Origin of the sequence: Leifsonia poae (assembly GCF_050632865.1) — a bacterium.
GTDB classification, from domain to species: Bacteria; Actinomycetota; Actinomycetes; order Actinomycetales; family Microbacteriaceae; genus Leifsonia; species Leifsonia poae_B.
Window position 1 is genome coordinate 1,369,118 of record NZ_JBODSA010000001.1, and the last position, 11,381, is coordinate 1,380,498.

The 11,381-nt window shown below is 69.2% G+C and carries 10 protein-coding genes and 2 pseudogenes; 6 read left to right on the forward strand and 6 right to left on the reverse strand.

The features are described 5' to 3' along the window. Positions 1-96: 96 nt before the first annotated feature. Positions 97-1,016, reverse strand: a pseudogene (locus tag ACRAWB_RS06915) (heme o synthase). A gap of 276 nt (positions 1,017-1,292) precedes the next feature. Between ACRAWB_RS06915 and tkt the strand changes: the two are divergent. The 6 genes and pseudogenes from tkt to pgl all read left to right on the forward strand — a co-directional run bounded on the left by tkt (position 1,293) and on the right by pgl (position 9,443). Next, positions 1,293-3,383 carry a transketolase gene (gene tkt, locus ACRAWB_RS06920; RefSeq protein WP_431352638.1) on the forward strand — a complete coding sequence of 697 codons (2,091 nt, stop codon included), beginning with the start codon at positions 1,293-1,295 and terminating at the stop codon, positions 3,381-3,383. Positions 3,384-3,411: 28 nt separating this feature from the next. After that, complete coding sequence (gene tal, locus ACRAWB_RS06925; protein WP_431352639.1) at positions 3,412-4,542, forward strand: transaldolase; 1,131 nt, start codon at positions 3,412-3,414, stop codon at positions 4,540-4,542. Continuing rightward, on the forward strand, positions 4,539-6,149 hold the full coding sequence (locus tag ACRAWB_RS06930) for a glucose-6-phosphate isomerase (protein ID WP_431352640.1): 1,611 nt from the start codon (positions 4,539-4,541) through the stop codon (positions 6,147-6,149). The genes tal and ACRAWB_RS06930 overlap by 4 nt, the downstream gene beginning before the upstream one ends. 24 nt (positions 6,150-6,173) lie before the next feature. Then, the gene (gene zwf, locus ACRAWB_RS06935; protein ID WP_431352641.1) at positions 6,174-7,715 is read left to right on the forward strand and encodes a glucose-6-phosphate dehydrogenase; all 1,542 of its coding nucleotides are present in this window, start codon (positions 6,174-6,176) and stop codon (positions 7,713-7,715) included. Beyond that, positions 7,712-8,677, forward strand: coding sequence for a glucose-6-phosphate dehydrogenase assembly protein OpcA (locus ACRAWB_RS06940; RefSeq protein WP_431352642.1), 966 nt, complete (start codon positions 7,712-7,714; stop codon positions 8,675-8,677). Before zwf ends, ACRAWB_RS06940 begins: the two co-directional genes overlap by 4 nt. After that, positions 8,674-9,443, forward strand: a pseudogene (gene pgl, locus ACRAWB_RS06945) (6-phosphogluconolactonase). The gene ACRAWB_RS06940 and the pseudogene pgl overlap by 4 nt, the downstream one beginning before the upstream one ends. A gap of 21 nt (positions 9,444-9,464) precedes the next feature. On the opposite strand, the gene ACRAWB_RS06950 reads toward pgl, so the two are convergent. From ACRAWB_RS06950 to secG, 5 genes are all read right to left on the reverse strand, one after another. Next, positions 9,465-9,857 carry a PIN domain-containing protein gene (locus ACRAWB_RS06950; RefSeq protein WP_431352643.1) on the reverse strand — a complete coding sequence of 131 codons (393 nt, stop codon included), beginning with the start codon at positions 9,855-9,857 and terminating at the stop codon, positions 9,465-9,467. Continuing rightward, on the reverse strand, positions 9,854-10,120 hold the full coding sequence (locus ACRAWB_RS06955) for a type II toxin-antitoxin system Phd/YefM family antitoxin (RefSeq protein ID WP_431352644.1): 267 nt from the start codon (positions 10,118-10,120) through the stop codon (positions 9,854-9,856). The genes ACRAWB_RS06950 and ACRAWB_RS06955 overlap by 4 nt, the downstream gene beginning before the upstream one ends. A 79-nt stretch (positions 10,121-10,199) precedes the next feature. Beyond that, on the reverse strand, positions 10,200-10,631 hold the full coding sequence (locus ACRAWB_RS06960; protein ID WP_431352645.1) for a hypothetical protein: 432 nt from the start codon (positions 10,629-10,631) through the stop codon (positions 10,200-10,202). 87 nt (positions 10,632-10,718) lie between these two features. After that, positions 10,719-11,084, reverse strand: a complete 366-nt coding sequence (locus tag ACRAWB_RS06965) for an RNA polymerase-binding protein RbpA (RefSeq protein WP_431352646.1) — start codon at positions 11,082-11,084, stop codon at positions 10,719-10,721. Between the two features lie 23 nt (positions 11,085-11,107). Beyond that, on the reverse strand, positions 11,108-11,353 hold the full coding sequence (gene secG, locus ACRAWB_RS06970; RefSeq protein ID WP_018191139.1) for a preprotein translocase subunit SecG: 246 nt from the start codon (positions 11,351-11,353) through the stop codon (positions 11,108-11,110). Between the last annotated feature and the right edge of the window lie 28 nt (positions 11,354-11,381).

The window sequence follows — 11,381 nt, forward strand, 5'->3', positions numbered from 1 at the left end:
GCCGAGGCGTCAACAGGCGGGTCGTCAGCAGCGGTGCCGTCATGCGCACATGCTAAGGGCGTGCGAGGCGGCGCGCCACCGGATGTCGAAGAATCCTCAGAAGGGAAGCAGCGGGTCGATCGCGACCGCGAGGAAGATCAGCGTCAGGTAGGCGATCGAGCCGTGGAACACGCGCATCGGCGACACGCTCTCGTGACGGATCGCCAGGTTGTACAGGCGGTGCGACTCGTAGATGAACCAGCCGCCGGCGACCAGCGCGACCGCGGTGTAGAGCAGCCCCATGTGCGCGACCGGGATGAGCAGCAGCGAGCAGGCGACCATGGCCCACGCGTAGAGGATGACCTGCAGGCCGACCACCGCGCGGCCGCGGACCACCGCGAGCATCGGGACGCCCGCCTCCTGGTAGTCGGAGCGGTACTTCATCGACAGCGGCCAGTAGTGCGGCGGCGTCCAGAGGAAGATGATTCCGAACAGGATGAACGGCGCCCAGTCGAGCGACCCGGTCACCGCGGCCCAGCCGATCAGCACCGGCATGCAGCCGGCGACGCCGCCCCACACGATGTTCTGGGGGTGCGGCGCTTGAGGATCAGCGTGTAGAAGACGACGTAGAGCAGGATGGCCGCGACCGACAGCCCGGCGGCGAGCCAGTTCGTGAAGAAGCCGAGAACCAGCACGGACGCGATGCCGAGCGCCCACGCGAAGACCAGGGCCTCGCGGTCGGAAAGCTCGCCGGTCACCAGCGGGCGGTTCTTGGTGCGGCGCATCACCCGGTCGATGTCGCGGTCGATGTAGCAGTTGAACGCGCCGGCCGAGCCCGCGCTCATGTAGCCGCCGATGACGGTCGCGAGCACGAGCCAGAGGTTGGGGATGCCGTTCGCCGCGAGGATCATCGTGGGGACCGTGGTCACCAGCAGCAGCTCGACCACGCGCGGCTTGGTGAGCGCGAAGTACGCCTTCACCTTGCGAGCGACGCCGATGCGGCCCGGTTCGACACGGCTCTCTACAGCGACGTCCATTGCTCCTCGGTGGTGTTCAGCGGATGGGGCAGAAGAGCCCGGTGCAAGTCTACGGCACGTAGAGGCGCCCTCGCCGGGATACGCCGTGTCCGCCCACAGCACAAGCACCTGGGGGAAGACCCCACGTTTCGTGCGTGTTACCTATACTTGAAGATGCTCGCCAGCCGAAGCCCCTCATCGGGCTGCGGCGCCGATGACGTCCACGGCGCGCACTACCTCAACCGGTGCGGGTTCCACGACGACCCTCACCATATCTACGAAGGGTCAGTTTTCAACGTGGCAGCACTGCAGTGGGATCCCATTGACAACAAGGCGGTAGACACGGCTCGCGTTCTCGCGGCCGACGCGGTGGAGAAGGTGGGCAACGGGCATCCCGGCACCGCCATGAGCCTCGCCCCCGCCGCCTACCTGCTCTTCCAGAAGGTGATGCGCCGCGACCCGCACGACCAGCACTGGCTCGGCCGCGACCGCTTCATCCTCTCGGCGGGACACTCCTCGCTGACCCAGTACATCCAGCTCTATCTGGGCGGCTACGGTCTCGAGCTCGATGACCTCAAGGCGCTCCGCACGTGGGGCTCCCTCACCCCCGGCCACCCCGAGTACGGACACACCGACGGCGTGGAGATCACCACCGGACCTCTCGGTCAGGGCATCTCCTCCGCCGTCGGTTTCGCTTATGCGGAGCGTTACGAGCGCGGCCTCTTCGACCCCGACGCCGCGCCCGGCACGAGCCCGTTCGACCACTACGTCTACGTGATCGCGTCGGACGGCGACCTGGAGGAGGGCGTCAGCTCCGAGGCCTCGTCGCTCGCCGGCCACCAGGAGCTCGGCAACCTGATCGCGATCTACGACAGCAACCAGATCTCGATCGAGGACGACACCGACATCGCGTTCACCGAGGACGTCCAGAAGCGCTACGAGGCGTACCACTGGGACGTCCAGGTCGTCGACTGGAAGAAGACCGGCGTCTACCAGGAGGACGTCGAGGAGCTGTACCAGGCGATCGAGAACGCCAAGGCCGTCACCGACAAGCCGTCGCTCATCATCCTGAAGACGATCATCGGCTGGCCGTCGCCCAAGAAGCAGAACACCGGCAAGATCCACGGCTCCGCCCTGGGCGCCGACGAGCTGCGCGCCGTCAAGGAAGTCCTCGGCTTCGACCCGGAGCAGACCTTCGAGGTCGCCGACGAGGTCATCGAGCACACCCGCAAGGCCGTCGAGCGCGGCGCCGAGCAGCGCGCCGAGTGGCAGAAGGGCTTCGACGCCTGGGCCGCCGCGAACCCGGAGCGCAAGCAGCTCCTCGACCGCCTGCTGTCCGGCGAGGCGCCCGACCTCGAGAGCGTCATCCCGGTCTTCGAGCCCGGCAAGGACGTCTCCACCCGCGCCGCGAGCGGCAAGGTCCTGAACGCCATCGCGCCGGCCATGCCGGAGCTGTGGGGCGGCTCGGCCGACCTCGCCGAGTCGAACAACACCACCATCGAGGGCGCGCCGTCCTTCGTGCCGAGCGAGCGCTCGACCCACGAGTGGACCGGCAACCCCTACGGCCGCGTGCTGCACTTCGGCATCCGCGAGCACGCGATGGCCGCGATCATCAACGGCATCGTGCTGCACGGCCCGACCCGTCCGTTCGGCGGCACGTTCCTCATCTTCAGCGACTACCAGCGCCCGTCGCTGCGCCTGTCCGCGCTGATGAACATCCCGTCGATCTTCGTATGGACGCACGACTCCGTCGCCCTCGGCGAGGACGGCCCGACCCACCAGCCGATCGAGCAGCTGTCGACGCTGCGCGCCATCCCGAACTTCACGGTCGTCCGCCCCGGCGACGCCAACGAGGTCGCCTGGGCATGGAAGACCATGCTGGAGCGTCGTCAGGGCCCGGCCGGCATCGCGCTGACCCGCCAGAACATCCCGGTGTTCGAGCGCGGCGACGGCGAGGCCGAGGGCGACACCCTGGCGTCGGCGTCGAACGTCGCGAAGGGCGCGTACATCCTGGCCGAGGCGCCGGGCGGCACGCCGGACGTGATCTTCATCGCGACCGGCTCCGAGGTGCAGATCGCGCTCGAGGCCCGCGAGGTGCTGCGCGGCGAGGGGATCAACGCCCGCGTCGTGTCCGCCCCGAGCCTGGAGTGGTTCGCCGAGCAGCCCGCCGAGTACCAGGAGAAGGTGCTCCCCGCCGAGATCAAGGCCCGCGTCTCCATCGAGGCCGGCCTCGCGCTCGCCTGGGACAAGATCGTGGGCGACCACGGCCGCAGCGTGTCCATCGAGCACTTCGGCGCGTCCGCCGACTACAAGACCCTGTTCCGCGAGTTCGGGATAACCACCGAGCACGCGGTGTCCGCCGCGAAGGAATCGCTCGCGTCGCTCTGAGCGCGGGCAAGAGGAGAAGAAGAAGAAAATGACCGACACCACCTCCACCACCCAGACCCCCACCGCCGCTCTGTCGGCCGCGGGTGTCAGCATCTGGCTGGACGACCTCTCCCGTGAGCGCATCAACTCCGGCGGCCTGCAGAAGCTGATCGCCGAGAAGAACGTCGTCGGCGTCACCACGAACCCGACGATCTTCGCCGCCGCCCTCTCCAAGGGCGAGGCGTACGACGAGCAGGTCCGCCAGCTCGCCGCCGCCGGCGTCTCCGTCGACGACGCGATCTTCGAGATCACCACCGACGACGTCGCCAACGCGAGCGACATCTTCTACGAGGTCTACGAGCGCTCGAACGGCGTCGACGGCCGCGTGTCCATCGAGGTCGCCCCCGGGCTGGCCCACGACACGCAGGCGACCATCCACGCCGCGAAGAAGCTCTCGGACAAGATCCAGAAGCAGAACGTCATGATCAAGATCCCGGCGACGGTCGAAGGCCTCGAGGCCATCACCGAGACCATCGCGGCGGGCATCAGCGTCAACGTGACCCTGATCTTCAGCCTCGAGCGCTACCGCGAGGTCATCAACGCCTACCTCACCGGCCTCGAGAAGGCCCAGGAGGCGGGCATCGACCTCTCCGGCATCCACTCGGTCGCCTCGTTCTTCGTCTCGCGCGTCGACACCGAGGTGGACAAGCGCCTCTCGGCCATCGGCACCGACGAGGCCGAGAGCCTGAAGAGCAAGGCGGGCATCGCCAACGCCCGCCTCGCCTACGAGGTCTACGAGAAGGAGTTCGCCACCGACCGCGCCAAGCAGCTGGTCGCCGCCGGCGCCAACGAGCAGCGCCCTCTCTGGGCGTCCACCGGCGTCAAGGACCCGAGCCTGCCCGACACGCTGTACGTCGAGTCGCTGGTCGCTCCGAACGTGGTCAACACCATGCCGGAGAAGACGCTGGACGCGACGTTCGACCACGGCAACATCACCGGCGACACCGTCACCGGCACCTACGCCGAGTCGAACGACGTGCTCAACAAGCTGGCCGACCTCGGCATCAGCTACGACGAGGTCACCGAGCTCCTGGAGCGCGAGGGCGTCGAGAAGTTCATCGTCTCCTGGGACGAGCTCGTCGAGACCGTGAAGAACGCCCTCGAGGGAGCCGCCAAGTGACGTTCCGCATCCACGTCACCGGTGCGGCGGCCGAGGCCGTCCGCACCGTGGTGCCCCAGCTCGTCGCCGACAAGGTGGCGTCCGGCATCACCGCCCAGGACCCGGCCCTCTGGGGCCCGGCCGCCGAACCCGAGGCCAGCAAGCGCCTCGGCTGGACGGAGGCGGTCGCCATCTCGCGCCCGCTCGTCCCGGAGATCGTCGCGCTGCGCGAGGAGCTGCACGCCAAGGGCGTGAACCACATCGTCCTCGGCGGCATGGGCGGCTCGTCGCTCGCACCGGAGGTCATCACCCGGACGGCCGAGGCCGAGCTCACCGTGCTCGACTCGACCGACCCGGGCCAGGTGCTCTCGGCGCTCCGCGACCGGCTCGAGGCCACCGCGGTGGTCATCTCGTCGAAGTCGGGCTCCACGCTCGAGACCGACAGCCAGAAGCGCGTCTACGAGAAGTGGTTCCAGGATGCGGGCATCGACCCGCGTGAGCGCATCATCGTCGTGACCGACCCCGGCTCGCCGCTGGACCAGTCCGCCCGCGAGGCCGGCTACCGCGTCTTCAACGCCGACCCGAACGTCGGCGGCCGCTACTCGGCGCTGACCGCGTTCGGCCTGGTCCCCTCGGGCCTCGCCGGCGTCGACATCTCCGAGCTGCTGGACGAGGCCGAGGCCACGCAGATCGAGCTCGCCGTCGACAACGAGCAGAACCCGGGTCTCGTGCTGGGCGCCGCGATCGCCGGCACCAGCCCGCTCAAGGACAAGCTCGGCATCGTCGCGGACGGCACCCACATCGTCGGTTTCGCCGACTGGGCCGAGCAGCTGATCGCCGAGTCCACCGGCAAGGAGGGCACGGGGCTTCTCCCGGTCGTGCTCGACACGCTGGCTCCTGAGCTGGAGTCGAAGCCGGCCGACCTGCAGGTCGTCCGCCTCGTCGCCAACGCGGAGGCGCACCACCTGTTCCCGGCCGACCGCCACGAGGGCGAGATCCTGGTCTCCGGCAGCCTCGGCGCGCAGCTCATCGTGTGGGAGTACGCGGTCGCGGTCGCGGGCCGCCTGCTCGGGATCAACCCGTTCGACCAGCCGGACGTGGAGGCCGCCAAGGTCGCCGCGCGCGCCCTGCTCGACAACCGGCCGGAGCCCGTCGCCCCCGCGTTCACCGCGGGCGGCATCGAGGTCCGCACCACCGGGTCCTTCCTCGGCGAGGCGAACACCCTCGACGCTGCTGTGGACGCGCTGCTCGCGCAGCTCGGCCCGGACGGCTACGTCGCGGTGCAGGCCTACGTCGACCGGCTCGCCCTCCCCCAGCTCGCCGGAATCCGCGACCTGCTCGCGGCCAAGGCGAACCGCCCGGTCACCTTCGGCTGGGGTCCGCGCTTCCTTCACTCCACCGGTCAGTTCCACAAGGGCGGTCCGGCGGTCGGCGTGTTCCTCCAGATCACGGCGACGGCTCCGGAAGACCTCGAGATCCCCGGCCGTCCCTTCACCTTCGGTCAGCTCATCCAGGCTCAGGCCGCCGGCGACGCGAGCGTCCTCGGCGAGCACGGCCGTCCGGTGCTGACCCTGACGCTCACGAACCCCGAGGCGGATGTCGTCTCGCTGTTCGAGGCCGTCAACTGACCCTCGACTAAGGAGATCAGACACTTGTCACCGGTGGAGATCACCCCGGAGTTCAACCCGCTGCGGTTGCCCTCCGACCGCCGACTGAATCGCATCGCGGGGCCCAGCAGCCTCATCATCTTCGGAGTGACGGGTGACCTGTCGCGCAAGAAGCTGATGCCCGCGGTGTACGACCTCGCGAACCGCGGCCTGCTGCCGCCCGGGTTCTCCCTCGTCGGGTTCGCCCGGCGCGACTGGGAGGACCAGGACTTCGAGAAGGTCGTCTACGACGCGGTCAAGCAGTACGCCCGTACGCCGTTCGACGACGACGTGTGGCAGCAGCTCGCCCAGGGCATCCGGTTCGTTCCGGGTGAGTTCGACGACGACGATGCGTTCCGGCGCCTCAAGGAGACCGTCGAGCAGCTGGACGCCGAGCGCGGAACGATGGGCAACCACGCGTTCTACCTGTCCATCCCGCCGAAGGCGTTCCCGATCGTGACCGAGCAGCTGAAGCGGTCCGGCCTCGCCGACCAGTCCGGCGAGGGCTGGCGACGGGTCGTCATCGAGAAGCCGTTCGGTCACGACCTGCAGTCCGCGCGCGAGCTTAATGCCGTCGTCGAGACGGTGTTCCCGCCGGACTCGGTGTTCCGCATCGACCACTACCTCGGCAAAGAGACCGTCCAGAACATCCTGGCGCTGCGCTTCGCGAACGAGCTGTACGAGCCGATCTGGAACGCCAACTACGTCGACCACGTCCAGATCACCATGGCGGAGGACATCGGCGTGGGCGGCCGTGCCGGCTACTACGACGGCATCGGAGCGGCGCGCGACGTCATCCAGAACCACCTGCTCCAGCTGCTCGCGCTCACCGCGATGGAGGAGCCCATCTCGTTCAACGCGGCAGACCTGCGCGCGGAGAAGGAGAAGGTGCTCGCCGCCGTCCGGCTGCCGAAGGACCTCTCCACGTCCACGGCGCGCGGCCAGTACGGCAGCGGCTGGCAGGGCGGCGAGAAGGTCGTCGGCTTCCTCGAGGAGGACGGGATGAACCCGCACTCCACCACGGAGACATACGCGGCCATCAAGCTCGAGATCGGCACCCGCCGCTGGGCGGGCGTCCCGTTCTACCTGCGCGCGGGCAAGCGCCTCGGCCGTCGCGTGACCGAGATCGCGGTCGTGTTCAAGCGGGCTCCGCAGCAGCTCTTCGCGGAGTCGCAGACCAGCGCGCTCGGTCAGAACGCGCTCGTCATCCGCGTGCAGCCCGACGAGGGTGTGACCATCCGCTTCGGCTCGAAGGTCCCCGGCGCCGGCATGCAGGTGCGCGACGTGAGCATGGACTTCGGCTACGGCCACGCCTTCACAGAGGCGAGCCCGGAGGCGTACGAGCGGCTGATCCTGGATGTGCTGCTCGGCGACCCGCCGCTGTTCCCCCGCCACGAGGAGGTCGAGCTGTCCTGGAAGATCCTCGACCCGATCGAGGACTTCTGGGCCACGCAGGGCCAGCCCGAGCAGTACCGCCCCGGAACCTGGGGCCCGAAATCGGCCGACGAGCTCCTGGAGCGCGACGGCCGCGTTTGGAGGCGTCCATGATCGTCGACCTTCCCGCGACGACCGTCAGCAACATTTCGAAGGCCCTGGTCAAGATCCGCGAAGAGGGCGGCGCCGTCGCCCTCGGCCGCGTGCTCACGCTGATCATCGCCACCCACCTCGGGCAGGAGGAGGAGGCCATCGAGGCCGCCAACGACGCCTCCCGCGAGCACCCGATGCGCGTCATCGTGGTCTCGACCGAGGAGGACGACGAGCGCAAGAAGGGCGAAGCCCGCCTCGACGCGCAGATCCGCGTCGGCGGCGACGCCGGGGCCAGCGAGGTCATCGTGCTCCGCGCCTACGGCGAGACCGCCAGCGACGAGGAGGGACTGGTCACCGGCCTGCTCCTCCCCGACGCGCCGGTCGTGGTCTGGTGGCCGGGGATCGCGCCCGAGAAGGCGTCCCACTCCCCGCTGGGCCGCATCGCGACCCGCCGCATCACCGACGCCTCCGCTCAGCCGAACCCGCAGGACTTCCTGTTCCACCTCGGCAAGACGTACGCACCCGGTGACACGGACTTCGCCTGGACCCGCCTCACGCTGTGGCGCGCCCAGCTCGCGGCCGTGCTCGACCAGCCGCCGTACGAGCCGATCACCTCCGTCGAGGTGGCCGGTGCGGCGGACTCCCCCTCCACCCTCCTCCTCGCCGCGTGGCTGCGCCTGCGGCTGCAGGTGCCCGTGCAGTACGACCTCGCCTCGCGCAAGATCGGCTCCGGCGGCATCCACGGTGTGAAGATGGAGCGCGCGTCCGGCGTCATCGAGCTGGAGCGCGAGGTCCCGAACGTCGCCCGCCTGTCGCAGCCGGGACAGCCCACCCACGATCTCGCCCTGCCACGCCGCAACCTGCGCGACTGCCTGGCCGAGGAGTTGCGTAGGCTGGACCCGGACGACCTCTACGGCGAGGTGATCACGAAGGGTCTCGCACTGCTGGAGACCGCTGACGAAGGAGCAGGCGCCAGGGCATGACGAACGAACGGCGGGTGCTCGTTCACCCCGACAAGGAAGCTCTGGCCGCGTCGGTGGCCGCGCGCTTCCTCACCAAGACGATCGACATCCTCGACGACCTCGGCCGCGCGAACATCGCGCTGACCGGGGGCACGATGGGGATCGCGGTGCTGGAGGCGGTCAACGCCTCCCCGCCCGCGACACCATCGACTGGTCGAAGGTGCACTTCTGGTGGGGAGACGAGCGGTTCGTGCCGCGGAACGACCCCGAGCGGAACGAGCGCCAGGCGCGTGAGGCCCTGCTGGACCACATCGCGGTGCCGCCGGAGAACGTCCACCCCTTCCCCGCGTCCGACGAGATCCCCGACATCGACGAGGCGGCCCGCGTCTACGCGGCCGAGCTCGAGGCGTTCGGGCACGAGGACTGGCGGGTGCCGAAGTTCGACATCACCTTCCTCGGCGTCGGTCCCGACGGGCACATCGCGTCGCTGTTCCCGGACCGGCCGGGCATCCGCGAGACGGAGGTGTCGGTGATCGCCGAGCGCGAGTCGCCGAAGCCGCCGCCGCAGCGGCTGAGCCTCACGCGTCCCGTCATCAACTCCTCCGACCGCATCTGGCTGGTGCTCGCCGGCAGCGACAAGGCGAGCGCCCTCGGCCTCGCCCTCGCGGGCGCGAGCTACACCGAGGTGCCCGTCGCGGGCGCCAAGGGCCGCAAGCGCACCGTGTTCTTCGTGGACAAGGACGCCGCGGTCGACGTGCCCGAGCAGCTGATCGCGCCGTCGTACTGACGCACCGCCCGACGCGGCGGACTACGCAGGGAGGATGCGGACGATCCGCTCCAGACCCGCGAAGTCCGCCGCGTTGTGCGTGACGATGACCGCGTCGTGGGCCCGTGCGGTCGCGGCGATCATCAGATCGGCGATCCGCCCGCGTGGATTGCGACCACGGGCGTACACCGATTCGATGATGTGCCCGTAGTACGCGGCCGCCCGATCGTCGAACGGCAAGCCTGCGCCGTAATGGCGTCGGATCTCGGCCAGCTCGAACCGCCGCTCCGACCGGACCACGGGATCGAGGTCCGGCCGGGCGAGGCCGAACTCGAGTTCGGCGTAGCTGACGGATGAGATCGCCGTCTCAGTCACGGACGCCGGCGCTTCATACCTTCCGCGGATGAGGACGTTGGTGTCAAGGAGGGCCCTCATGCCCACGGGTCCCGCATCTGCTGCTCGGCGCGGTGACCCTCCAGCTCGTTCGCCCAGTCGACGTCTCCCGGTCGCGCGAGGAAGTCTCGGACCTCGTCGATCGCCGCCCAAGCGGACGCAGAGTGAGGGACCACATCCGCGATAGGACGGCCGTGGGTCGTGATCGTGTACACGGCGCCATCCTGTACGTCGGCGAGCATGCGCGTGGGGTTCTGGCGCAGTTGGCCTACGGTGATCTCCTTGGCCTGGGGTTCTTCGGTCATCGCTATGAGCATCCCTTCACGGTATAGCCCTAACGCTATCCCAGACCGTAGACAATTATCTACAAAAGCATTGGCCCGGTCAGGCCGCGGCGCGGACGCGCTCGCGAAGGGTCGCCAGGCGCGCGGCGGGGGCTCCGGTCAGCGGGCCGCGGCTGCGGATGGCGAGGCGATCCCGGCCCAGCGGACCGATTCCGCGCTCGAAGGCGTGCGTCAGCAGGTGCAGGTAGAAGGCAAGCAGCCGCGAGGCCTCGTCTCGCACCTCCGTCTGCTCGGTTGGCAGATCGAGGTCGTCGACCCAGCGCTGCAGCTCCGCGAAGGCCACGCGGAGGCGCAGGCAGTGACGGGCCTCCCCGCTGCCCAGCGCATCGCCGTTCTCGTGACGGGTGAGCAGCGCCTCCGCCTGCTCGGCGCGATCCACGGCTTCGTCGAGGAGAGCCACCAGGCTGAGCCGTCCGACCTCGTCCCCGAGCGCGCGGGAGGCGGGCATCCGGTCGTCGGCGGGTCCGCGCATGTGCCACCTCCTGCTGTGGGACGCAGTCTAGCCGCACGACGAAGGCCGTCCACCCATCGGGTGAACGGCCTTCGTGCGAGAGTCGCGTCAGTTGCTGGTCGGACGACCGCGGCGGGCGCGGAGCTGGTTGAGGGCGTCCTCGAGCAGCTGCTCGGCCTCCTCCTCGCTGCGGCGCTCCTTCACGTAGGCGAGGTGCGTCTTGTACGGCTCGGTCTTGGCGACCGACGGCGGGTTCTCCTTGTCGCGGCCGGCCGGCAGACCGGTCGACGGCGAGTCGATGACGTCGGGGATCTCCTCCTCGGGGAGGTTCGCCGCGAAGTAGCGGACGGTCTCGTTGCCGAGAGCGTCCCAGTACGAGATGGCGATGCGCTCCGCGTGGAAACCGCGGTCCTGCTCCCCCATGGGGCCCGCGCCGACGCGCGAGCCACGAATGGCACTTCCTCCGGAAGCCATAGTGTTTCCCCTCTTCCCAGCGCTTAGGCGCTGAACTTGGTGATCAGGCCGAGGACCACGATGCACGTGATCCAGATGAGCCCGAGAATGACCGTGATCCGGTTGAGGTTGCGCTCCGCGACACCGGACGCGCCGAGGTTGGAGGTGACACCGCCGCCGAACATGTCGGAGAGGCCACCGCCGCGGCCCTTGTGCAGCAGGATGAGCAGCGTCAGCAGGAGGCTGGTGATGCCCAGCAGCACCTGCAGGACGACCTGGAGAATGAGCACGGGGAACCTTTCGGGAAGCGACCGGGCC

Coding starts and splice junctions, on each gene's coding strand:
- ACRAWB_RS06965 (WP_431352646.1), bottom strand. CDS start 11,084: ATGGCTTCCGGAGGAAGTGCCATTCGTGGCTCGCGCGTCGGCGCGGGC.
- ACRAWB_RS06960 (WP_431352645.1), bottom strand. CDS start 10,631: ATGCGCGGACCCGCCGACGACCGGATGCCCGCCTCCCGCGCGCTCGGG.
- ACRAWB_RS06950 (WP_431352643.1), bottom strand. CDS start 9,857: ATGAGGGCCCTCCTTGACACCAACGTCCTCATCCGCGGAAGGTATGAA.
- tal (WP_431352639.1), top strand. CDS start 3,412: ATGACCGACACCACCTCCACCACCCAGACCCCCACCGCCGCTCTGTCG.
- ACRAWB_RS06940 (WP_431352642.1), top strand. CDS start 7,712: ATGATCGTCGACCTTCCCGCGACGACCGTCAGCAACATTTCGAAGGCC.
- ACRAWB_RS06955 (WP_431352644.1), bottom strand. CDS start 10,120: ATGACCGAAGAACCCCAGGCCAAGGAGATCACCGTAGGCCAACTGCGC.